The following is a 22,620-nucleotide window of genomic DNA, read 5'->3' on the forward strand; positions in this document are numbered from 1 at the left end:
GGGCGGTTGGGGGTGGCGGGACGCGGACAGGCCATAATAGGTACGGCGGGGCACGTGGATCACGGGAAGACGGCCCTCATCCGGGCTCTCACCGGGGTCGACACCGACCGTTTGCCTGAGGAGAAGCAGCGGGGGATATCCATCGAGCTCGGATTTGCCCCCCTGCGTCTCCCGTCGGGCAGGCGAGCCGGTGTGGTGGACGTACCCGGCCATGAGCGGTTCGTCCACCACATGGTGGCGGGTGCGGCGGGGATGGACCTGGTGATCCTGGTAGTGGCGGCAGACGAGGGCATCATGCCCCAGACCCGGGAACACGTGGATATCCTGTCCCTGCTGGGCATACGTCACGGGCTGGTGGCACTGACCAAGGTGGACCTGGTGGACTCCGAATGGTTGGAACTGGTGGGTGAGGAGGTGCGCCGGTACCTGGCTGGTACCTTCCTCGGGGATGCTCCCATCATCGGGGTCTCCAGCGTGACGGGGCAGGGGCTGGAGGCGCTGCGTCAGGAGTTGGACCGCCTGCTGGGCCGGGTGCCCCCTCGGGATCCCGGTGGGCCGGTGCGCCTTCCCGTGGACCGGGTCTTCACCGCCCCGGGGTTCGGCACCGTGGTGACGGGTACCCTGGTGAGCGGCACGGTGCGCACGGGGGACACGGTGGAAGTGCTGCCCGGGGGGAGGCAGGCCCGGGTACGCCAGGTGCAGGTGCACGGCGAGCGAGTGGAGGAAGCTGTTGCGGGTCAGAGGGTAGCACTGAACCTGGCCGGGCTGGAGCACCGCCGGGTAGAGCGAGGGCAGGTGGTGTGCACCCCCGGCGTGTTTTCGTCCACCTCCCGGCTGGCGGGGCGCCTGGAGCTGTTGCCCGGTGCTGCACCCCTGAGGTCGGGAACCCGCGTACACTTCCACCTGGGGACGGCAGAGGTTTCCGCCCGCGTGGTGCTGCTCGACCGGGAGGAACTTCTGCCGGGGGCGGAGGGCCTGGCCCGCTTTCGCCTCGAAGGGGAAGTGGTGGCGGCGCGGGGGGACCGTTTCGTGGTCCGCTCCTGGTCTCCCCTTCGTACCGTGGGAGGAGGCAAGGTGCTGGCACCTCACTCCTGGCATCGGCGCTATGCGGCCGCCCACCTGGAGTCTCTTCGCGAACTGGAGGAGGAGGGAATTTCGGGGGAAGTGCTGGCTGCCCTGGAAGGGGGGGAGGTGTTACGCACGGCTGAGGACCTGGCAGGCAGGTCGGGCCTGGGAGCTGCCGAGGTGGAGGCGAATCTGACGGAGCTTCTGTCCCAGGGCAGGGTGGTGAGGATTTCGGCGCCGGGGGAGACGGGTGGTGCCGCCCAGTGGTGGGGTTCCGCAACCCGGCTGGCGGACCTGGAGTCGCGGGCGCTGCATCTTCTGGACGGGTACCACGCCCGTCATCCCGCCCGGGCGGGCATGCCGCGGGAGGAGTTGCGACAGCGGCTGGGTATGGCGGACTCCCGCGCCTTTGCGGCCCTTCTGGCGGAATGGGAAGGAAAGGGGGTTCTGGGAACCGGGGGTGACCGCGTCTGGCGGGCCGGTTTCCGTCCCGCTGCCGGCGGTGCCCTGGGCCGGGCCCGCCAGCTGGTGGTGGAGAAGCTGACGGAAGGCCGGTTCTCCCCTCCCCTGGGTGGCGAGTTAGTGGAGGAGGTGACGCGGTTGGGGGTGGCACGCGAGGATGCAGCGGACCTGCTGGAGGTGCTTGTCCGGGAAGGAGAAATCGTCCGCATCACCGCAGAATTGTACCTGGCCGCGCCGGTATACCGGGAACTGGAGCAGATGGTGAGAGAGTTCCTGCAAGAACACGGCTCCATGACGGCTGCCCAGTTCCGCGATCTGCTGGGGACCACCCGCAAGTACGCCATCCCGCTGCTGGAGCATCTGGACGCGGTGAGGTTTACCAGACGCTTGGGTGATCAGCGCGTGCTGTACGGCGGTGCGGGCTGACCTCCATAACACCGGCGACGCGGTCCGGAGGGTGCGAGGTCGTGGACTTGCTCGCCGGTGGTGGGGCACGAAGGGGGTGATGGGCGGTTGGCGAACCAGGTGACCCTGGAGACGGTGAAGGCTGACCCACGGGTACATGCCTACCTTCAGGCCGTGGACGATTACCTGGAGGCGGTGGGTTACACGGAGCACGGCCGGCGTCACGCCGGCCTGGTGTCCAGCATCGCGCGCAACATCCTCACCCACCTGGGCCATCCCGAGCGGCAGGCGGAGCTGGCTGCCATTGCGGGCTATCTGCATGACCTGGGAAACCTGGCCGGCCGTCCCCGTCACTGGCAGACCGGGGCCCTGCTGGCCGCCCAGTTGTTGACGGGGATGGGGATGCTCCCGGAAGAGGTGGCTGCCATCGTGGCGGCCATAGGCAACCACGACGAGCTGGACGGGGAGCCCACCAATACGGTGGGGGCGGCGCTCATCCTGGCCGACAAGTCGGATGTACACCGCACCCGGGTGCGCAATCGCGACCCCGCCACCTTCGACATCCACGACCGGGTGAATTATGCCGTCACCCGGTCGTTCTTGCGCGTGGACCCGGCCCGCCGTTCCCTGCGGCTGGAATTGACCATCGACACCCAGGTTTGCGGCGTGATGGACTACTTTGAGATATTCATGGACCGCATGCTCCTGTGCCGGAGGGCGGCTCGGTTCCTGGGCTGCCGCTTCGAACTGCAGTTCAACGGCATTCCCCTCGCCTGACCTTGCGTTGACACCCCGGAGGACAGGCCATATAATCCCCCTGGTGAGATAAAAGGGGGGTACTTCTGCGTGTTTTCCTGGATTAAGACCGTGGCCTCCCAGCCGCTCTACCTGGTAGCCGTGCTGCTGGGGGCGGGCCTGGTGGTCCTGGGGTGGGTCCTGGGGTACCGGCGCACCCGCGGAGCCGCCAGGTCGCGCCTGGTGCTGTTCACGGCAGTCGTCCTGGTCCTGGCGGGCGGCTTTTATTTTACCCACGTGCAGCCCCTGCTGGGCATGGTGAATCTGGGACTGGACCTGCAGGGCGGCATCCACGTGGTCATGGAGGGAGTGGATACTCCCGAGCGCCCCGTGACCGAGGAGGGCATGCGCAAGGTGGTCGAAGTGATCCGCCGGCGCGTGGATGGCATGGGGGTAACGGAGCCCATCATCCAGAGGCAGGGGGCGCGGCGCATCATTGTGGAACTCCCCGGGATCAAGAATCCTGACCAGGCGGTGCAACTCATCGGGCGAACCGCCGTTCTTGCCTTCAAGGATCCCGAGGGTAACACGGTGGTCACCGGTGACGATCTGCTCTCTGCCGACGCCCAGGTGGGTCCGGGTGGAGAATACGTAGTGGCCCTCAAGTTCAAGGGCGAGGGGGCGCGCCGGTTCGCCGACGCCACCACCAAATTCGTGGGGCAGCAGATCGCCATCTACCTGGATGAGGAACTGGTCCAATCACCCGTGGTGCAGGGACCCATCCCCACCGGAGAGGCGATCATCAGGGGGTACGACACTTACGAGGAGGCCAAGCGGGTGGCGGCGGTTCTGACCTCGGGCGCCCTGCCCGTCAAGCTTCAGATCGTGGAGAACCGCACTGTCTCTGCTACCCTGGGTTCGGACTCCATCGCGCGGTCCAAGGTGGCCGCCGCGGTAGCGGTGACCCTTATCCTCCTCTTCCTGATCGTGCACTACCGGGTGCCGGGGCTGGTGGCCGCCTTCGCCCTGGGTATATATGCCCTGCTCTTCCTGGGAGCACTGGTAGTTCTGGACGCCACCTTGACCCTTCCCGGCATCGCCGGGGTGTTGCTGGGCATGGGCATGGCCGTGGACGCCAACATCATCATCTTCGAGCGGGTGAGGGAAGAATTGCGCACCGGGCGCACGGCCCGTTCCGCCATCGACACCGGGTTTGCCCACTCCCTCCGCACCATCATCGACTCCAACGTCACCACCATCATCGCCGCCGTGGTGCTGTACTACTTCGGTACCGGCCCCATCCGGGGTTTCGCAGTCACCCTGCTCGTGGGTGTGGCGGCGACCGTCGTCACGGGGGTGTTCATAACCCGATACCTTTTGCGTCTGGTCATGGATTCTGCCTTGTTCGGCAACGTCAGGGCGTTGTGGGGCCTTAAGGGGTGAGGGTTTTGTACAGAATCGATTTCATTGGTCGGGCCAGGCTGTGGATGAGCATTTCCCTCGCCCTGGTCGTGGTCGGCATAGCGTCCATGGTGGTGGGGATGGCCACCGGCCGGGGAGCATTGAACTTCGGGATCGACTTCACGGGCGGAACCATCCTGGATCTGAAGTTCGAGCAGCCCGTGGATCTGGGGCGCGTACGCAACGTGGTCCTGGGACAGGGCCTGGGCGAAGCCGTCATCCAGCAGGACCAGACCGACCCCCGTGTCGTCCTGATCCGTACCCGTTCTCTAACCCCGGAGGCTCGGGACGCCCTGCTGGGAGCCCTGGAAAAAGATCTGGGCAGGCACACCGTCCTGCGCGTGGAGGACGTGCACGGCGTGATCGCGCGCAACCTGATTATGCAGGCCGTGCTGGCGGTCCTCATCGCCCTGGTGGGTATCCTCATCTACCTGGCATTCCGATTCGAGCATCGCTTCGGGGTAGCGGCAGTGCTGGCCCTGTTCCACGACGCCATCATCGTCCTGGGCGCCTTTGCCCTCTTCCGGGTGGAGGTGGGGGCGCCATTCGTGGCGGCCGTGCTCACCATCGTGGGTTATTCGGTTATGGACACGGTGGTGGTGTTCGACCGCATCCGGGAGAACCTGAAGTTGAAGCAACGGGGCCAGAGTTTCGCCGACGTGGCCAATCTCAGTATCAACCAGGTGGTGGGTCGTTCCATTAAGACGTCCCTCACGGTCTTCTTTGCGGTGATGGCGGTACTGCTTTTCGGGGGCAAGACCACGCGGGACTTCGCGCTCGCCCTGGCCATCGGCGTCATCAGCGGTACCTACTCTTCGATTTTCATCGCCAGTCCCATCTGGGTCTGGTGGCGCGAACGGGAAGAGCGGGCCCGGCGCCGGGCCGCTGAGCCCACCCGGCTCCGGCCTGCCGAAGGCGGCCGTCTCCGTCCGGCTCCGGCGACCCGGCCTGCGTCGGCTGGCGGTTGGCCGGCGGAGGGCACGCGGCAGGCGGTGGCTGGCGGTCGCCCCGCGGCAGGAAAGAAGCGGGGTGGCAAGAGAAAGAGGAAGAAGCGTTAATCCGGGGGAGGGGTTCGCGATGGGCGACCGCACGCTGGTGTTGATTCCCGGGCCGACGCCGGTGGTGGACGAGATACTGGAAGGCCTGGCCCGGCCCGTGCTTGCCCATACCGATCCGCGTTTCGTGGAAGTTTTCCGGTGCGTGATCGCGCGGGTGCGCCAGCTGATGGGGGCCCGGGAAGCCTTCGTGGTGGCGGGCACGGGTACCCTGGCCATGGAGATGGCCCTGGTGAACACGGTGGCCCCCGGGGAACGGGTGCTGGTGGTATCCCACGGGTACTTCGGGGACCGCTTCGTGCCTCTGGCGCAGGCTTTCGGCATCGAGGTGGACGTCCTGCGCGCCGAATGGGGCAAGCGTGTCCCGGTGGAGGAGATCAGGGCCCAACTGGGGCGCCGGCGGTACCGGGCGGTGACGGTGACCCATGTGGACACCTCCACCGGGGTGGCGGCAGACATAGCTGCGGTTGGCCCCGTCATTCGGGAAGCGGGAGCGCTGTTCATCCTGGATGGCGTGTGCGCCACCGGCGGTATAGACGAGGATATGGAAACCTACGGCATCGACGTGGTGCTCACCGGGTCTCAAAAGGCATTGGGGGTTCCGCCCGGGCTGGCCCTGGTGGGATTTGGTCCGCGGGCACTGGAGGTGCGGGCTGCCCTGGTGCGGGTCCCCGCCTACTACTGCGACATCGCCAACTGGCGCCCGGTGATGGAGGAGCCCAGTCGCTACTTTGCCACCCCGGCCGTGAACATGGTGGTGGCTATGGATGTAGCCCTGGACATCGTCTTCCGTGAGGGGCCTTCCCGCCGGTACCAGCGTCACCTGGCTTACGGACGGGGGATGCGGGCAGCCATGCGGGTCCTCGGTTTCGAACCCCTGGCCGCGGAGGAGGAAGCAGCTCCCACTACTACGACGGTGCGGTACCCCGATGGACTTGACGATGCTACCTTCCGCAATCTCATGGCCGCCCGGGGCGTAACCGTGGCCGGTGCCCTGGGATCCCTGGCTGGAAAAGCATTCCGGGTTGGCCACATGGGGAACGTCACCGTCGCTGAACTGGAGCAGGCCGTGCAGGCTATGGCCGACTGCCTGGGCGAGATGGACCGTCACGCCGACGCTGCGGCGGCCCGGCAGGCCCTGCTGGAAGCCACCGGCCCTTACGCCGATTTCCGCCCCACCGCCCGGGGGTGAGTGGGCACCCCGGGCCTGAGCCGTTTCTTGGAGGGAGGTTACCGGCGCCGATGCCTGCCGGGCGAAAAGCGCGGTCAGTGGGCGCCGGCGCCCAGCAAGAAGCTTACGGCCAGGACGACGAGGACCAGGCAGGTTATGACGGCGTAGGTGCGGTCGCGGTCGCGCAGGAACACAGCCAGAGAAGCGGCTACCCGCACGATGGGCGTGAGGATGAGGAGCATGAGCCCCAGGGCGATTACGGAGTACGGCTGCGGGGGCACCAGGCCCCGTATCGCTTCCCTGGGGCCGGTGGGCCCCTGACCCAGGTAGGGTAGCAGCTTTCCGGGGGCAAACGCCAGGGGAGCGGTACCGGTGCTGCCGGTAACCAGGAGCAACACCACCCCCACCCCCACCACTGCGGCACTGATGAACACACCCCAGCGTAAGATGGCGGATATCACGTCCTCGATGTCGCGTCGCGCCCGGCAGGAGCCGGTGGGATGTTCCTCCTGGCTGCGAGCGGACAAAGGTGTCACCCCCTGATTCCCCGTAAAAACATCTGGATGGCCACATACAGCAGGATGGGGATGAAGGCCTTGCGCAGCAAGGTGTTGCGTAGCCGGGTCATCAGGTGGGCTCCTGCCCGCGCCCCCAGGAGCACTCCCAGGGCCACCGGGCCGGCCAGGATCGGGTTCACGTCCCCGCGGGCAAAATAAACGCCGGCCGAAGCCGCTGCGGTAACGCCGATCATGAAGTTGGAAGTGGCGGTGGAGACCTTCATGGGCAGGCGCATGAGCCCGTCCATGGCCAGGACCTTGAAGACGCCGCTGCCGATCCCCAGGAGTCCGGAAGCGATGCCGGCCCCGTACATGGTGGCGAGGGCGGGCAGGGCACGGGTGGCCCGGTACGACACTCGCTGGCCCAGCGCTTGATCGTAATACTCACCCTGCAGGTTCAGGCGTCGGGAGAACCGGTCGGGCTCTACGGGGGCGGGCAGTTCCTGCTGGCGTCTCTGGAAGAGGGAACAGGCGGAATAAATGAGGAGCAGCCCGAACAACAGGTACAGTCCCCGCGTGGGGACGAGACCCGCCAGCAGGGCGCCGGTGACAGCACCCGCCGTGGTACCCAGCTCCAGGAACATGCCCACCCGCAGGTTGGTCAGGCGGTCGGCGACGTAAGAAGAGGCCGCCCCGCTTGAAGTGGCGATGACCGACACAATGCTGGCTCCCAGGGCCAGGCGGATGGGTACTCCCAGGACCAGGGTGAGAAAGGGGATCACGATGATCCCCCCGCCCAGCCCCATGATCGATCCGATCAGCCCCGCCACTGCCGAAACGGCCACCAGGAGCAAGACGAAAAGAAAGGCCGTCAACGTCATCCCCCCAACGCCTGCTGCGTGGACTGCTGCCGGGCTAAATTGCAATGTATCACACCTGGTTCCCGACAGCAAGCCAAGTGGCGATTGAGAGGCGCCTGGCGGCCTCCGACGGCACTCCCACAGTGCCCGGGTGCGCGTGGTGGCGCTAGCTGCGCCGCCGGAAGGTGCGGCAGCAGGTGTGTTCGGACTTGCGGGCCTCTGCCCTGCCTCCGCCTGCCTGCCCGCCCACCCGCGCGCCTGCTTCCAGATCACCCACTTCGTAGGCGGTGCCCTCGGGCTCCACCACTCCCCGGCGGTAGACACCCACCTCGCCGATCTCCATGCCCGCGCCTGCTCGCCGGGCAGCCGTTCCTGTCGCACCTGCTCCCGCGGCACCTGCTCCCTCTCGACCGATCCCGGTGTGGTTGATGTCCACCTCGATCTTGGGAGCATCGCAACTGTTGGGGGGAACCCAGAAGTGACAACTGTCCACCGTGCACTTGACTCCGGAAAGGGCCACGTCCTTCACCTCCCGGCCTTATTTTCCCGGACCGACCCCTCCTTCATGTATGGGCGGGTGCGAACGCAGCGTGTACGGGCGGGGGCCGTTCCCTGTATGCGGGCAGGCGGGCCGGGCCTGTTCCCGGCAGGAAAAGGGGCCGCAGCAGAAGAAGCGACAGGCGGAGAGGAGGGGGATCCCTGTGCAAGCCGACCTTGTGCTCCTGGGCGGACGGGTGAGCACGCTCGATGCCGAGCGACCTCAGGCTTCCGCGGTGGCCTGCCGGGCGGGGCGCATCCTGGCGGTGGGGTCCGACCAGGAGGTGACGCCCCTGGCCGGCCCTGGTTCTCGGGTCATCTTCCTGGGCGGCCGCCGGGTAACGCCCGGATTCATTGACAGTCACATGCACCTTTCCTGGTTTGGCCTGGGCCTGGGTTACATCGACCTGGTGGGAGTTCGTTCCCTTGAGGTCTTGCAGGATCTGGTGCGATCGCGCGCCGCAGGAGAGGCCGGGGAGACCTGGATACTGGGACGGGGTTGGGACCACGAACTCCTGGGCGTGTTGCCCTCCCGCCATCACCTGGACGCGGTGGCACCGCGACACCCCGTCCTTTTGACCAGGGTTTGCGGGCACGTGGCCGTGGCCAACACCCGCGCCCTGGAGGTGGCCGGCATTTCCCGCGGGACACCGGACCCCCCGGGAGGCGTGATCGACCGCGATGCGGGGGGAGAACCCACCGGCGTGCTGCGGGAGGAGGCCATGGATCTGGTCCGCTCCAGGATTCCCGCGCCCGGGGTGGAAGAAATGGCGCGGGCACTGGCGGCCGGGGCTGAGCGTGCCCTCGCCGCCGGGATTACTTCGGTGCATTCCAACGATGGCAGCCTGGGTCAGGGGTTGGGGTTTGTCCCCGAGGCGTACCGGCGGGCATTCGAACTGGGGATGCGCCTGCGGGTGTGGTGGGATTTTCCGGGCGAGATGCTGGCCGAGGCCCGCGAGCGGGGGTGGAAGTCCGGCCAGGGTGACGAGTGGTTCCGGGTGGGATCTGCCAAGTTCTTCGCCGATGGTTCCCTGGGAGGGGGAACGGCAGCTCTATCGGAGCCGTATGCGGACGAGCCGGGTTCCCGGGGCGTCCTCACCATGGATCCCGCCGAACTGGCCGTTCGGGTGAGGGAGGCGCGGGATGCCGGCGTCCAGGTGGCCATCCACGCCATCGGGGACCGCGCCATCGAGGTGGCGCTGGACGCCCTGGAAGGGGCGGGTCCCTGGGATGCCCGGGCCGGTGCGCGGGGGCGTCCCCGCCTGGTACACTGCCAGGTGATGCGCCCGGACCTGTTCCGGCGCATGAAGGCCTGCGGGGCGGTGGCGGACCTGCAGCCGCGTTTCGTTTCCAGCGACAAGCGCTTCGCCCAAAAGCGCCTGGGACCGGCAAGGGCGCCCCTCTCCTACGCTTGGCGGTCTTTCCTGGACGCGGGCGTACCGGTGGCTTTTGGCAGTGATTGCCCGGTAGAACCCATCGATCCCATGCTGGGCGTGTACGCGGCCGTGACCCGGTGCGACACGGACGGCGATCCCCCGGGTGGCTGGTACCCGGAGCAAAAACTCACCGTCGAGGAGGCTATCCAAGGTTTCACGGTGGGGGCGGCCCGGGCGGTGGGCGAGGAAAGCGAAAAGGGAACCCTTACTCCGGGCAAGCTGGCCGACCTGGTGGTCTGGGACCCCGACCCCATGATCGCGGATCCATTTCAGCTAAAGGATGTGCGCCCGCTCCTGGTGGTGGTGGGCGGGCAGGTGGTGTACGAGCGCGGTTGACGGAGACAATAAGGGGGGCGGTGGAAGGATGCCCAGCGGTAGCGGGGGCCCCGAGCTTCCGGATGCCACGGAGCGCCTGGAGCACCGCCTGCAGGAGGTCCTGGTGGCCCTGCAGAGAGCCCGGCTGGCCGAGTACCTGGAACTCCTGCAGCGTCCGGGCCGGCTCGTTTACCTCAACCTGCTGGCCGGTCTGGCCCGGGGGCTGGGCATGGCCATCGGGTTTACCATCCTGGGGGCAGCGGTGATCTGGTTCCTGCGTTCCAGTTTCCTGATCAATATGCCAGTGATCGGGTCCTGGATCGCCCAGCTGGTGCGCATCGTGGAGATGGAACTCCGTGCCCCCCATTGACGCCGCAAGATGAAACGGCGCCTCACTGGCGCTCCGGACAGAACCGGTGCTCCGTCGTATTCCCACCCGGGGAGGTGAACCCGGTGTCACCCCTTGGAGATTCGGATCTGAGCTATTTCCGCACCCGCCTCGGTGAGGAACGGGCGCGTGCCCTCCTGGAATTGCAGGATCTGCACGAGGGCCTGCGCGACCCTCTGGGTGCGTCCATCGGAGAATTTTCCGTCTACGATAACCATCCCGGCGACGTGGGGTCGGAGACGTTTGAACGGGAGAAAGACCTGGGACTCACCGACAACGCTCGCTTCCTCCTGCGCCAGATCGACGAGGCCCTGCGGCGGATGGAGGCGGGGTCATACGGCAACTGTACCCGCTGCGGGCAGGAGATTCCCCGGGAAAGGCTGGAGGCCGTACCCTGGGCTACCCTCTGTATCGGCTGCCAGCGGGATCGGGAACGAAGGGTCCGGGCGGCCCGCGAGCTCCGTGGGCGTCCCGGTCGGCCGCCGGAGGAAGAGGTGATATCGGCCCACTACGGGCACCTGCGCGGACTGCGCCGCCCGGGGTCCATGTACGACGCCGAAGATGCCTGGGAGGACGTGGCACAGTACGGGACGGCCCAGGGGCCTCAGGACGACCCCAGTATGGTGGACTACGACGCCACCCGCCGCCATCCGCCCGGCAGGCCCCGTTACCGGGGCCAGCGCCCCCGCTGAGCGGGCCCGGTGGTGGGTGTGCGGGCGATGTGTTATGCTTTATCGCGATGGGTGTGACATCGCGACTGCGAGCAGGCACCGGCGCGGGAAGGGCACGGTCCCTGGGGGTCATGGGGGCCTGGGCCCTGCTGGCACTGGCACTGGATCGGGTGAGCAAGGTGGTGGTTGCCCGCAGCATCCTGCCCGGGGAATCAGTGCCGGTGTGGCAGGGAGTTTTCCACCTCACCCACGTGCGCAATCCCGGCGCTGCCTTTGGGTTGCTGCCCGGATGGGACGGGCTGCTCGTGGTCCTGCCCGCGGCGGTTGCGCTGGCCGCCGTCTGGCTGGTGCCCGCCCTGGTGGGGCAGCACCCCGTGGCACCCCTGGCGGTCGGGCTGATCGTGGGGGGGGCACTGGGGAATCTGGTTGACCGGGTCACCACCGGGCTGGTGACAGATTTCCTGGACTTCCGCGTCTGGCCAGTGTTCAATCTGGCCGATACCTTCATCGTGGCGGGGGCGGGGCTGCTCCTTTTATCCCTGCTGCGCAGGGGGGCAGACTAACGTGGCTCGCCGCTTCGCCACCGTGGTGCCGGCGGGCGCAGGAGGGAGACTGGACCGCTTCCTGGCCGCCCTGAGTGAATTGGGACTCAGCCGTTCCCGCTTGCACCACCTCATCACCGAGGGACTGGTCGCCGTGGACGGTGCTCCCCGCAAGCCCTCTTTCCAGGTCCAGCCGGGCCAGGTGGTGGAAGTGCTCATCCCCGATCCCGAACCGTCCCACCTGGAGCCGGAGGAAATCCCCCTTGACATCGTGTACGAGGACGCCGACGTGCTGGTGGTGAACAAGCCCCGCGGTCTGGTGGTGCATCCGGGGGCGGGAAACCCCCGCGGTACTCTGGTGAACGCGGTGCTTCGGCATTGCCCTGACCTGGGAGCGGTGGGGGACAGGATCCGGCCCGGTATAGTGCACCGGCTGGATAAGGATACCACCGGGCTCCTGGTGGTGGCCAAGAACCAGGAGGCGCTGGCTGCCCTGCAGGGGCAACTGAAAGGCCGGTGGCTAGGACGGTACTACCTGGCGGTGGTGGCAGGGGACATGCCCGCTGACCGGGGGGAGGTGAATGCTCCCATAGGCCGGCATCCCGTCCACCGGCAGCGCATGGCGGTGGTGAAGACAGGGCGGCCCGCCATCACCGGGTGGCAGGTGCGGCAGCGCTTCGGAAAGGCCACCCTGCTGGAGGCCCGTCTCGTAACCGGGCGCACCCACCAGGTGCGGGTGCACATGGCCCACCTGGGTCATCCCGTCCTGGGGGACCGCGTGTACGGGGGGCAGCGTGCCTGCCCGCCCGGCTTGCCCCTGCCGAAGGGTCAGGCCCTGCACGCATGGCGCCTGGAGTTCTTTCATCCCCGCACGGGAGACCGGATGGAGTTCACCGCTGATCCCCCGGAGGACTTCCAGCAGCTCGTGCGGGCATTGCAGGAATGTGCTTGCCGTCTGACGTAATTTTGCAGGGGTGTTGGATTGCCGGTTTCAGAATTGATGGGACAGATGGCGATCCGCATGTGTGTGATCGCCACCATAGCCTTCATCTTCACCAGGTGGCGACCCTTCCGGCGGCTGGTGGTTTCCTGTGCCGACCGGCGGGAGAAGGTGGCTCTTACCTTCATTTTCGGTGCCCTGGGGATCATGGGGACTTATTCGGGCGTGCCGGTGCTGGGTGCTATTGCCAACCACCGGGTGGTGGCGGCAGCGGTGGCGGGTCTCCTGGGCGGACCCTGGGTGGGCCTGGGGGCGGGGGCGATCGCCGGGCTGCACCGGTACGCCCTGGGGGGTTTCACCTGCCTGGCCTGCGGCAGTGCCACCGCGGTGGAGGGCCTCCTGGCCGGTCTGGTGCGGGCGGCCATAGACCGGCGGCGCGGTTCCTGGCGGTTGCGGCCCTGGATGGGTTGGCTGGTGGGCCTGGTGGGGGAGAGCCTGCACATGGGAATGGTGGTGCTGTTCTCCCGGCCCCTCCTCGAGGCGGTGGCGTTGGTGCAGGTGATCGCCGCCCCCATGATCCTGGTGAACTCCCTGGGCGTGGCTATCTTCCTCGCTATGCTGGAAGGGGTGCGCGCGGAGGAGGAAAAGGCACAGGCCGTCCAGACCCACAGGGTACTGGAGGTGGCCGGTCTTACCTTGCCCCACCTCAGGCGGGGACTGGACGAGACCAGCGCCTCTGCGGTGGCCGGGCTCATCGTGGAGCACACCGGGGTGAGCGCGGTGGAGATCGGGCGGGACGGGGAGGCTCTGGGGAAAGCGGGAGAGATCCCTCCGGGTGCAAGGCCGGTGGAGGCCGAGTTGCGCTGCGGCCGCGACCCGGTGGGGTGGGTGCGGCTGTACGGATCGTCGGCGGGCGAGCCCGGTTCCACCGAAGTGGCTCTCGCCCGCGGGCTGGCCAGCCTTTTCTCCGTGCAGCTTGAACTGGGCCACATGGAGCGCCGGGTGGCGCTGGCCACCCGCGATTGCTTGCGGGCGCTCCGCGCCCAGGTCAACCCGCACTTCCTCTTCAACACCCTGAACACCGTGGTTCACTACTGCCGCTCCGACCCAGAGACGGCGCGACGGCTGATCCTGGACATAGCGGCATTCCTGCGACGCACCCTGGTCGAGGAGGCCGATGTGGTACCCCTGTCCCGGGAACTGGAGTACCTGGACGCCTTCCTGGCCATAGAAAGGGCACGCTTCGGGAACAACCTGCGCGTGATAAAGCGGGTGGCTCCGGAGGTACTGGCCGTGCCCATCCCTTCCTTCAGCCTGCAGCCCCTGGTGGACAACGCCCTGCACCACGGCCTGTGGCCACGGGGGGGGCGGGGTACCATCTGGATAGAGGGTGAGCGGGCCGGCCGCCGGGTGCGCCTCACCGTCCGGGATGACGGTGTCGGTTTCGCCACTCGGCCGATCACGACCTCCAGTAACGCGTGCGTGTTTCCGGACCATGCCGGTGATGCGTCCACCGGTGCGGCGACGGCGGGTGCTGACGGACATTGCGGCGTGGGACTGAAGAATTTGCGGGAACGACTGGCGGCGTGTTACGGTAGCGATTTCGGGTTTGAGGTGAAGAGCAGGCCGGGGAAAGGCACAGCCGTGACCATCGCGATCCCCCTGGCGCCCGTAAATGCCGGGGGAGTGCGGAAGTGGGAGGATGCTTCACTCCAGGCTGCGGGTGGTGGTGGCTGACGACGAGCTCCCGGCCCGGGGGGAGCTGCGCCACCTGCTGGAGGAAACGGAGCTGGCGGAAGTGGTCGCCGAGGCAGAGTCGGCACAGGAGGCCCTGGCTGCCATCCTGCGCTACCGCCCCGATGTTGTGTACCTGGACGTGCGCATGCCCGGGCTGAGTGGCATGGACCTGGCCCGTACGCTGGGCCAGATGACTCGGCCCCCGGTGGTGGTGTTTGCCACGGCCTACGAGAACTATGCCGTGGAAGCGTTTGGGGTGGGGGCGGTCGATTACATTCTGAAGCCTTTCGAGCCCGCGCAGGTCCTGCGCTCCCTGCTCCGCAGCCAGGAACGGCTTGGGGGACGGCCGCGGGCGCGCAGCCCCTTGCCCGTCCCCGTGCAGGGGGATGGCGGCATCCGCTTCCTGCGCCCCGAGTCCCTCGTGTACGTGCGGGCGCGGGGTAAACGGTGCCTGGTGCGTGCGTGCGGGCAGGAGCACGTCTCCCGGCTGAGTCTGCGGGAACTCGAGCGGCGGTTACCTCCCCAGTTTTTGCGCGTGCACCGCAGCTACATAGTGAACCTGCACCGCGTGGTGGAAGTGCATCCCTGGTTCAGCGGGTCGGTGATTTTGACCCTCGAGGACGGGGGAAGGGTGCAGGTACCGGTGGGACGCAAGTATACCAGTACTGTACGGGCTGCGCTAGGGATCTGATCCACTGGCGTTCGTGCCGCGGTGAGCGCTGTTCGTGCCCCCGCCGTGCTCTTTGTTCCCAGACCCTTGAGAGGAGTGTGACTGTACTGTAAACTCGGAGCGGGAGGTGGGAATGAGCAGGCAGAAATGCGGGAAGCAGGTCGGGCAGCCGGAAAATTGGTCAGAAAGGAGCGAGAGAACTGTGAACAGTGCGCTGGCTCTGGTATTGTCCCTGGCGGCAGGTCTGTTCACGTACCACGTCTACGCTCGCTACGTTGACCAGCGGATCATCCAGGCTGACGCCCGCAGGGCGACGCCGGCCCGGCTGTATATGGACGGAGTGGATTTCATGCCCACGAGCAAGCACGTGCTTTTCGGTTACCAGTTCAAGTCCATTGCTGCCCTGGGTCCGGTCACGGGTCCCATCATCGCCATGCAGTGGGGATGGTTGCCTGCCTTCCTCTGGGTCATTCTGGGTACCATGTTCATCGGATGGGTGCAGGACTACACCAGTTGTATGATCGGAGTGCGGAACGAGGGCCAGACTTTCGGCGCCCTCAGCTACCGCCTCATTTCTCCCCGGGGCCGCATTACGCTCCTGGCCTTCATTTTCTTCTATCTGATCCTCATCGTGGCGGCATTCGGGAAGATAGTGGGCGATATGATGGCAGCCGTCCCGTCCGTACCGGTGGCCATCGTGGCCCTTGTGGTGGTAGGGCTGGGAGCCGGCTACCTGATCTATCGGAAGCATGCCGACATCGTGTACACCACCCTGGGCATGGTGGTGCTGGCCCTGCTGGCCATATGGCTGGGGACCGGTGTCCCGATCAAGGCATCGCCCATGACGTGGGTCATATTCGCCCTGGCGTTCTCCTACGCTGGCGCGGTGTTGCCCATATGGCTTTACGGCCAGCCCATCAACTACATCTCATTCTACCTGGTTTTCCTGGGCATGATCGGGGCGGGCATCGGTGTCTTCGTGGGACACCCCACCTTCACCATCCCGGCCTTCACCAAATGGACCATCCCCCTGGGCCCCATTTGGCCGCTGCTGTTCGTCACCGTGGCCTGCGGTGCCATCTCCGGGTGGCACAGCCTGGTCTCCAGCTCGGGTAGTGCCCGCCAGCTGGAGAAAGAAACCGACGCCCGTTACGTGGGGGCGGGGGCCATGATTTCGGAGATGGTGCTGGCCACCCTCTCCATCATCATCGCGGCTGCCACCTTCGCCAGTTTCAAAGACTATGGGGCGGCCCTGGCCAAGGGACCCGCATACATCTTCGCGACGGGGATGTCTGGCCTGCTCAACTTCCTGGGCATTTCCCAGGAGTTCGGCAAGGCTTTTGCCGGTGCCATGTACGTCATCCTGGCCATCACCGTCATGCAACTGGTGCTGCGGGTGGCCCGCCTGTCCACCACCGAACTGCTGGGCGACTATATCCCAATCATGCGTAATATGTACGTGACCGCGGCCCTGGTGGCCATCATCTGCTGGGCCCTGATCGCCACCGGTACCTGGCAGTACATCTGGACCCTGTTCGGTGGTTCCAACCAGCTCATGGCTGCCCTGGCCCTCATGCTGGTGTCGATCTGGCTCAAGCAAACCGGCCGCAACTGGCACTTCACTTTCTGGCCCATGCTCTTTATGTTCGCGACCACGGTGTGCGCCCTCGTCCTCACCGGCATCAAGCTATTCAGGGCCCCGGCCCTGCTCCTGGCGGGGAAGATCAAGCCTCCCGCCGGGCAGACCGTTGCCATGGCCATCGGTGGTAACTACGTGTCGGGCGTGATCGCCTTCCTGCTGGTGCTGGCAGCCCTGGTCCTGGTGGTGGACGGGTTGCGGGTGTTCTTCGCTGCCCGGCCCTCGGCGGAAGCGGGGGCGACTCAGGCTTCCAGCACTGCCGACTGACACCTGATGGGTGGGACGCCGGGGGTATCGTGGCTGCCCCGTGCCCCCGGCGTTGCCCCCGGGGAAAGGAGAGAGTCGATGCGCTTCTGGAAACGAGCCTCGCGTCCGGAACCGTCTGGCGAGGGTGGGCAGGTTTCCGGGCGTCCGGCTGCTGAGCAAGGTCGGGGACGGCAGACCTCGGAGCAGGCGCCCAGGGAGACGGTGGGATCCGCCATCAAGGAGTTCATCTACGGGATGGCTGCCCACGACATGGCCCGTTTCGCCCTCAAGACCAGGTCGAGCATGGAACACCTCTTCATCCTCATCACCATGGGCGACCTGCTGGGGGTTCCCATCCTGCCCCCCTATTATTCCCTGCGCCTCTTGCCCTATGTGGTGCCCCAGATATCCACCTGGAAGCGCCGGATGCTGAGAGAGAAGGATCTCACGGACGCCATCTACTGAGGGGCAGGCGGCCGCAGCCGGCCCGGTGACTGCAGGTGACCGGGGCATAGCAGCGGGGCAGGAACGCGCCGCGGTTCCCCCCGCCGGGCCCTGCAAAGCGGCACACGCGATCCCAAGGGAGGTTCGCAACCTTGTCACTGGCTCAGTTTTTCCGGGATAATCCCGGCATCCGCTACATCATGTTCGGAGGGAAGGGTGGCCTCGGTAAGACCACTTTCTCCGCTGCCGCCGCCCACTGGCTGGCCGGTCAGGGCCACCGGGTGCTGGTGTTCTCCGTGGATCCCCAGGCTTCCCTCTCGGATATCTTCGAACGGGACATCTTCGGTAAGGGCGAGGTGGAGATAGCACCCAACCTTTATGCCTGCGAGATCGACGCCGACCGGCGCATCCAGGAGTATCAGGAAGAGGTGCGGCAGAAGATCCGGGACATGTACGGGATAGACCAGATCCCCGACGAGATCGAGAACTACATCAGGGCCGCCTCCGCCGAGCCGGCCATGGAGGAAAGCGCCATTTTCGACCAGGTGGTGGACATCGTGGTCAAGGGGGGATATGACTACTACATCTACGACCTGGTTCCCCTGGGCCACGCCCTCTACTACCTGAGCATGGCTTCGGTGTACGATGCCTGGATCACCAAGATCACCGGGCTGCGGGAAGAGATGCGCAAATACGATGCCGTGGTGGCCACCATCCGCCGGGAGAAGGAAACAGAAGAAGACCGCATCCTCAACGAGCTGATATACATCCGTGACCGCATCAATAAGTCATCTTCCATCCTGACTGACCCCCAGCGCACGGCGTTCTTCTTCGTGGTAACTCCCGAGGAGATGGTCATCGAGGATACGCTTAAGGCGGCCTCCCTGTTCAGTAAGTATGATGTACCCATCAGGGGGTACGTGGTAAACCGGGTGGTGCCTTCCGCTCTCCTGGAGCAGGACATCCCCGAGTACCTGCGCAACCGCATCCTCATGCAAAGGGGCAACATGGAGCGCATTCACAGGGAATTCGCCGGGCGTATCCTGGCCGAGGTGCCGGAGATGGAACGCGACATCCGGGGCATGACCATGATCGCGAAAATGGCCGGCGTCCTGTTCGGCCGGTGAGGAAGGGGATGGGTCGCGTGAGCACCGTGCCAAAGATTTCATTCATCTCGTGGGAGGAATTGGTAAAGGACAGTCTGCTCGAGTTTACCCGCCGCCACCCCGATCTGAAATACGTGTTCTTCGGCGGCAAGGGTGGGGTGGGCAAGACGGTCATGGCGGGGGCCGCCGCCCTCTGGTATGCCCGGCAGGGACGCAAGACCCTGCTCGCTTCCACCAACCCCGTTCACAGTCTTTCTGCCCTGTTGGGCCAGAACGTCTTCGGGGCAGAGCGCCAGGTGGGGGGTGTCCCGGGGTTTTACGCTTACGAGATTGACACTGCCGATACGATTAAGCGGTCCAAGGAGGAGATCCGCGAGAAGATCCGCTGGTTCCTGAAATACGCCGACATCCCCACCGAGTCGGACGCGTTCGTGGAAACCGCTACCATGAACCCGTCCTTCGAGGAATCGGCCATGTTCGAGAACATGATCAACATCATGTTCGAGGACAAGTATGACGTGTACGTCTTCGACACCGCCCCCACGGCCAACGCCCGCAGGCTCCTGGGCATGTCCAGGGTATACTCGCTCTGGGTGGAAAAGATGGTGGAGAGCCGCAAAGAAGCTCAGGCCATGCGGCTGGCCCTTTCCTTCCGGAAGAAGCAGGAGAAGGATCCCCTCATGGACTACCTGATTTCCTTCCGGAGTCGCATAGTCCAGGCCAACCGTCTGCTCACGGACGCCTCTCGGACGGCGTTTTACTTCGTGACCCTGCCGGAGGCTCTGCCCATCGCCGTGATCCGGCGGTTCATTGGGTGGTTCCACGATTTCGGCATCCCCGTGGGGGGCGTGGTGGTCAACGGAGTGATCGATCCCGGAGTCATTTCCACCAGCACGTCGGAGTTCGTGCTCAACCGGGTACTCATGCAGCAGGAGTACCTGGCCCAGATCAGGGACCTGTTCCCGGACGTGCGGGCGGTGGTGCCTCTCTTCGAAACGGAAGTGCAGGGCCTGAGAATGCTGGAAAGAGTCGCGCAAGTGCTCTTCCGCAACAGCTCTTCCGCTTGACAGGAGAGGGTGAAGGTGGTAAAGTACGAAGGACAACCAACCTTTAAGCTGGTCCCGTGAGACTGGCAAGGAGCATCCGGGCACGAACAACTTCTTGCTGGTCGGGCAAGAAGTTTTTTTGTGCCCCGGGGTGTGGAAGGAGGGGGCGAGAGTGTCGGCCACCGAAAAGGCGCGCATCATGGACGAAGAGGCCATGCGCCGTGCCATCACCCGCATCGCCCACGAGATCCTCGAGAAGAACAAGGGGACGGAAGGGCTGGTGCTGGTGGGCATCCGGCGGCGCGGGGTGCCCCTCGCGGAGCGACTGGCGCAGCAGATCGAGGCCATAGAGGGGCGGCGGGTTCCGGTGGGTAGCCTGGACATTACCCTGTATCGCGACGACCTGACCCTGCGTTCCGATCACCCCGTGGTGCACCGGACGGAAGTGCCCTTCGGGTTGCAGGGGAAGAAAGTGGTGCTGGTGGACGACGTGCTGTTCACGGGACGCACGGTGCGGGCGGCCATGGACGCCATCATGGATCTCGGGCGTCCCTGCCTCATCCAGCTGGCGGTTCTCATCGACCGGGGACACCGGGAGTTACCCATCCGGGCAGACTACGTGGGGAAGAACGTGCCCACCTCGCGACGGGAGAACGTGAAGGTGAAGCTGAGGGAAACAGACGGGGAGGACGCGGTGATAATCGCAGAGATCGGATAGAGGCCCTTTAAGACGGCACCGCGAGGCCGGCAAGGGCAGGAAGGACCCCCCGGCCTGCAGGCCGGGGGGTTTTGATAGAAGGGGGGAATTGGGGTGAAGCTGGCGAGCCGGGACATCCTTTCCCTGGAGGAGATGCCCCGAGAGGACATCGAGTTGATCCTGGATACGGCCCATTCCATGAAAGAGATCATCTACCGCCCCATCAAGAAGGTGCCCACCCTGCGGGGAAAAACGGTGGTCACCCTGTTCTATGAAGCGAGCACCCGCACACGCACCTCGTTCGAGCTGGCGGCCAAGTACATGTCGGCCGACACCGTATCAATCGCGACCGCCACTTCCAGCGTGCAGAAGGGTGAGACCCTCAAGGACACCGCCCGTACCCTGCGGGTGATGGGGTCGGACTGCGTCATCATGCGCCATCCGGTGTCCGGGTCGTGTCACTTCCTGGCCCGGGTCCTGGACATCCCCGTGATCAACGGGGGGGACGGGATGCACGAGCATCCCACTCAGGGGCTGCTGGACATGTTCACCATGCGGGAGAAAAAGGGTCGCCTGGAAGGTTTGCGGGTGGCGATCATCGGCGATATCTACCATTCGCGGGTGGCGCGCTCCAATATCTGGGGTCTGGGGAAGATGGGGGCGAAAGTGGTAGTGTGCGGCCCGGCCACCCTGCTGCCGCCGGAGATAGAAAGGATGGGCGTGCAAGCCACCACCCGGGTGGAGGAGGCGGTGGAGGGCGCCGATGTGGTCATGGTCCTCCGGTTGCAACTTGAGCGTCAGCAGCGGGGGCTCTTCCCCAGCAGCCGGGAATACTCCCGCCTGTGGGGCATCACCCGGGAACGGCTGAATCTGGCCAAGCCCGATGCCCTGCTCATGCATCCCGGTCCCATGAACCGCGGCATCGAGATATCTACCGAGGTGGCCGATTCGCCCCAGTCCACCATTGAGGATCAGGTTACCAACGGCGTGGCGGTGCGCATGGCCATCCTCTACTTGCTGCTGGGAGGGGGAGAGGAGAAATGAAACTGCGGGGTAAGCCGGAACCGCTGCTCATCCGGGGCGGGCGCGTGATCGATCCCGCCCAGGGTATCGACGCCGAACTGGACCTGCTGCTCGAAGATGGCCGGGTCAAGCAACTGGGGCACGGCCTGGAACCCGATGGGGCACGGGTGGTAGAAGCCCGGGGCCTGTGGGTCGTGCCCGGGCTGATCGATATGCACGTCCACCTGCGGGAGCCGGGCGAAGAATGGAAGGAGGACATCGCCTCCGGCACGCGGGCGGCGGCTGCGGGGGGGTTCACCACCGTATGTGCCATGCCCAACACCAGGCCGCCCGTGGACGACGCCCCCATGGTGAACTCCGTCCTGGCCCGGGCGGCGGAGAAGGCGGTGGTGCACGTGCTGCCGGTGGGGGCCGTCACCCGGGGCCTGGAGGGCAAGGAACTGGCAGAGATGGGGGACATGGCCGAAGCGGGGGCGGTGGCTTTTTCGGATGACGGGCACCCCATCGCCGATGCCGAAGTCATGCGCTGCGCCCTGGAGTACGGGCGTATGTTCGGGAAGCCCATCATAGATCACTGTCAGGACCCGTCCCTTTCCCGGGAGGCGGTCATGCACCTGGGGTACTGGTCCACGGTGCTGGGGCTGCGCGGCATGCCGGCCGCCGCCGAAGAGGTGATGGTGGCCCGGGACATCATCCTGAGCCGTCTGACGGGTGGGAAGGTCCACATCGCCCACGCCAGCACGCGGGGCACGGTGGAACTGCTGCGTCAGGCCCGGGCAGAGGGGCTGCCCGTGACCGCGGAGGTAACCCCGGTGCACCTTTGCCTGACCGATGCCCTGGTGCATGAGATGGCTTATGACACCCGCACCAAGGTGAACCCGCCCCTGCGCTCGGCCGAAGACGTGGCTGCCCTGCGCCTCGCCCTGGCCGGGGGAATCATCGGGGTGGTGGCTACAGACCATGCTCCTCATCACCAGGACGACAAAGAGGTCGAGTACAACTACGCCGCCTTTGGTATTTCCGGTCTGGAAACGGCGGTGCCGTTGCTAATAACAGAGCTGGTCCACACGGGCATCATCTCCCCTGAGATCCTGGTAGAGCGCATGACGGCCGGGCCCGCCCGCGTGCTCTCCCTGTCCGCCGGTACCTTGCGGGTGGGCAGTACCGCCGACGTGACCCTGATCGATCCCGGCCTGGAAAAGGCGGTGGAGCCCGAGCGCTTCTACTCGAAGGGCAAGAACACCCCCCTGGCGGGCAGGTTGCTCAGGGGATGGCCTGTCCTCACCGTAGTGGCAGGACACATAGTGATGCGGGACGGGGAGGTCCTCGTCTGATGCCGCACCCCTGGGTTCACACCCGCTGGCTGCGGCTCTGCTTCGGAGGGTCCGGGCGATGACCCGTTGCCAAGGTGTCCTGTCGCGAATATAATGTGAGCGCATGCATAAGTATGCACTACCCCGAGCGACCGGGCG

General features: G+C 66.0%; 22 protein-coding genes. 19 read left to right on the top strand and 3 right to left on the bottom strand.

Annotated elements, in window-relative coordinates; genetic code table 11:
• The 5 genes from selB to AB1446_04550 form a co-directional block, all read left to right on the top strand.
• Nucleotides 1-1,953 (top strand): selenocysteine-specific translation elongation factor (gene selB / locus AB1446_04530; protein ID MEW6546170.1); only part of this gene is annotated, 1,953 nt, incomplete at its 5' end.
• Nucleotides 1,954-2,040: 87 nt separating this feature from the next.
• Entirely contained in the window at nucleotides 2,041-2,709 is a 669-nt protein-coding gene (locus tag AB1446_04535; protein MEW6546171.1) for an HD domain-containing protein, read from the top strand.
• Between the two features lie 69 nt (nucleotides 2,710-2,778).
• Entirely contained in the window at nucleotides 2,779-4,110 is a 1,332-nt protein-coding gene (gene secD, locus AB1446_04540; protein ID MEW6546172.1) for a protein translocase subunit SecD, read from the top strand.
• A gap of 5 nt (nucleotides 4,111-4,115) precedes the next feature.
• Nucleotides 4,116-5,186 (top strand): protein translocase subunit SecF, encoded by a 1,071-nt coding sequence (secF, locus tag AB1446_04545; protein MEW6546173.1) that lies wholly within the window; start codon nucleotides 4,116-4,118, stop codon nucleotides 5,184-5,186.
• A gap of 19 nt (nucleotides 5,187-5,205) precedes the next feature.
• Nucleotides 5,206-6,375 (top strand): alanine--glyoxylate aminotransferase family protein, encoded by a 1,170-nt coding sequence (locus AB1446_04550; protein ID MEW6546174.1) that lies wholly within the window; start codon nucleotides 5,206-5,208, stop codon nucleotides 6,373-6,375.
• A gap of 74 nt (nucleotides 6,376-6,449) precedes the next feature.
• Here the strand turns inward: AB1446_04550 and AB1446_04555 are convergent, their stop codons facing one another.
• The 3 genes from AB1446_04555 to AB1446_04565 all read right to left on the bottom strand — a co-directional run bounded on the left by AB1446_04555 (nucleotide 6,450) and on the right by AB1446_04565 (nucleotide 8,231).
• Nucleotides 6,450-6,881, bottom strand: coding sequence for a DUF1634 domain-containing protein (locus tag AB1446_04555; protein ID MEW6546175.1), 432 nt, complete (start codon nucleotides 6,879-6,881; stop codon nucleotides 6,450-6,452).
• A 5-nt stretch (nucleotides 6,882-6,886) separates the two neighbouring features.
• The gene (locus AB1446_04560; GenBank protein ID MEW6546176.1) at nucleotides 6,887-7,732 is read right to left on the bottom strand and encodes a sulfite exporter TauE/SafE family protein; all 846 of its coding nucleotides are present in this window, start codon (nucleotides 7,730-7,732) and stop codon (nucleotides 6,887-6,889) included.
• 145 nt (nucleotides 7,733-7,877) lie between these two features.
• Entirely contained in the window at nucleotides 7,878-8,231 is a 354-nt protein-coding gene (locus AB1446_04565) for a DUF1540 domain-containing protein (protein ID MEW6546177.1), read from the bottom strand.
• Nucleotides 8,232-8,412: 181 nt separating this feature from the next.
• Here AB1446_04565 and AB1446_04570 point away from each other — a divergent pair, with 181 nt between their 5' ends.
• The 14 genes from AB1446_04570 (at nucleotide 8,413) to AB1446_04635 (ending at nucleotide 22,482) form a co-directional block, all read left to right on the top strand.
• Complete coding sequence (locus AB1446_04570; GenBank protein MEW6546178.1) at nucleotides 8,413-10,020, top strand: amidohydrolase; 1,608 nt, start codon at nucleotides 8,413-8,415, stop codon at nucleotides 10,018-10,020.
• A 28-nt stretch (nucleotides 10,021-10,048) separates the two neighbouring features.
• Nucleotides 10,049-10,369 (top strand): DUF5665 domain-containing protein, encoded by a 321-nt coding sequence (locus AB1446_04575; GenBank protein MEW6546179.1) that lies wholly within the window; start codon nucleotides 10,049-10,051, stop codon nucleotides 10,367-10,369.
• An 83-nt stretch (nucleotides 10,370-10,452) separates the two neighbouring features.
• A complete protein-coding gene (locus AB1446_04580; protein MEW6546180.1) occupies nucleotides 10,453-11,079 on the top strand; it encodes a TraR/DksA C4-type zinc finger protein in 627 nt (208 codons plus the stop codon).
• A 110-nt stretch (nucleotides 11,080-11,189) separates the two neighbouring features.
• Entirely contained in the window at nucleotides 11,190-11,621 is a 432-nt protein-coding gene (gene lspA, locus AB1446_04585; GenBank protein MEW6546181.1) for a signal peptidase II, read from the top strand.
• 1 nt (nucleotide 11,622) lies between these two features.
• On the top strand, nucleotides 11,623-12,564 hold the full coding sequence (locus tag AB1446_04590) for an RluA family pseudouridine synthase (GenBank protein MEW6546182.1): 942 nt from the start codon (nucleotides 11,623-11,625) through the stop codon (nucleotides 12,562-12,564).
• An 18-nt stretch (nucleotides 12,565-12,582) separates the two neighbouring features.
• A complete protein-coding gene (locus tag AB1446_04595) occupies nucleotides 12,583-14,277 on the top strand; it encodes a LytS/YhcK type 5TM receptor domain-containing protein (GenBank protein ID MEW6546183.1) in 1,695 nt (564 codons plus the stop codon).
• Nucleotides 14,243-14,968, top strand: coding sequence for a LytTR family DNA-binding domain-containing protein (locus tag AB1446_04600; protein ID MEW6546184.1), 726 nt, complete (start codon nucleotides 14,243-14,245; stop codon nucleotides 14,966-14,968). Before AB1446_04595 ends, AB1446_04600 begins: the two co-directional genes overlap by 35 nt.
• A 181-nt stretch (nucleotides 14,969-15,149) precedes the next feature.
• Nucleotides 15,150-16,853: a carbon starvation CstA family protein gene (locus tag AB1446_04605; GenBank protein ID MEW6546185.1), complete on the top strand. Its 1,704-nt coding sequence runs from the start codon at nucleotides 15,150-15,152 to the stop codon at nucleotides 16,851-16,853.
• Between the two features lie 78 nt (nucleotides 16,854-16,931).
• Nucleotides 16,932-17,297, top strand: coding sequence for a hypothetical protein (locus AB1446_04610; GenBank protein ID MEW6546186.1), 366 nt, complete (start codon nucleotides 16,932-16,934; stop codon nucleotides 17,295-17,297).
• 131 nt (nucleotides 17,298-17,428) lie between these two features.
• Nucleotides 17,429-18,403 carry a TRC40/GET3/ArsA family transport-energizing ATPase gene (locus AB1446_04615; protein MEW6546187.1) on the top strand — a complete coding sequence of 325 codons (975 nt, stop codon included), beginning with the start codon at nucleotides 17,429-17,431 and terminating at the stop codon, nucleotides 18,401-18,403.
• 59 nt (nucleotides 18,404-18,462) lie between these two features.
• Entirely contained in the window at nucleotides 18,463-19,449 is a 987-nt protein-coding gene (locus AB1446_04620; protein ID MEW6546188.1) for an ArsA family ATPase, read from the top strand.
• A gap of 151 nt (nucleotides 19,450-19,600) precedes the next feature.
• A complete protein-coding gene (pyrR, locus tag AB1446_04625; protein MEW6546189.1) occupies nucleotides 19,601-20,146 on the top strand; it encodes a bifunctional pyr operon transcriptional regulator/uracil phosphoribosyltransferase PyrR in 546 nt (181 codons plus the stop codon).
• Between the two features lie 93 nt (nucleotides 20,147-20,239).
• Nucleotides 20,240-21,169 (top strand): aspartate carbamoyltransferase catalytic subunit, encoded by a 930-nt coding sequence (locus AB1446_04630; GenBank protein MEW6546190.1) that lies wholly within the window; start codon nucleotides 20,240-20,242, stop codon nucleotides 21,167-21,169.
• The gene (locus AB1446_04635) at nucleotides 21,166-22,482 is read left to right on the top strand and encodes a dihydroorotase (GenBank protein ID MEW6546191.1); all 1,317 of its coding nucleotides are present in this window, start codon (nucleotides 21,166-21,168) and stop codon (nucleotides 22,480-22,482) included. Before AB1446_04630 ends, AB1446_04635 begins: the two co-directional genes overlap by 4 nt.
• The last annotated feature ends 138 nt before the right edge of the window (nucleotides 22,483-22,620 follow it).

The organism is Bacillota bacterium, assembly GCA_040757085.1.
Taxonomy (GTDB): Bacteria; Bacillota; Sulfobacillia; order JACIYH01; family JACIYH01; genus JACIYH01.

Bases quoted from the DNA above. Each gene is read 5' to 3' on its own strand.
- AB1446_04550 (MEW6546174.1), top strand. From the start codon at position 5,206: ATGGGCGACCGCACGCTGGTGTTGATTCCCGGGCCGACGCCGGTGGTG.
- AB1446_04560 (MEW6546176.1), bottom strand. From the start codon at position 7,732: ATGACGTTGACGGCCTTTCTTTTCGTCTTGCTCCTGGTGGCCGTTTCG.
- AB1446_04575 (MEW6546179.1), top strand. From the start codon at position 10,049: ATGCCCAGCGGTAGCGGGGGCCCCGAGCTTCCGGATGCCACGGAGCGC.
- lspA (MEW6546181.1), top strand. From the start codon at position 11,190: ATGGGGGCCTGGGCCCTGCTGGCACTGGCACTGGATCGGGTGAGCAAG.
- AB1446_04600 (MEW6546184.1), top strand. From the start codon at position 14,243: ATGCTTCACTCCAGGCTGCGGGTGGTGGTGGCTGACGACGAGCTCCCG.
- AB1446_04610 (MEW6546186.1), top strand. From the start codon at position 16,932: ATGCGCTTCTGGAAACGAGCCTCGCGTCCGGAACCGTCTGGCGAGGGT.
- AB1446_04635 (MEW6546191.1), top strand. From the start codon at position 21,166: ATGAAACTGCGGGGTAAGCCGGAACCGCTGCTCATCCGGGGCGGGCGC.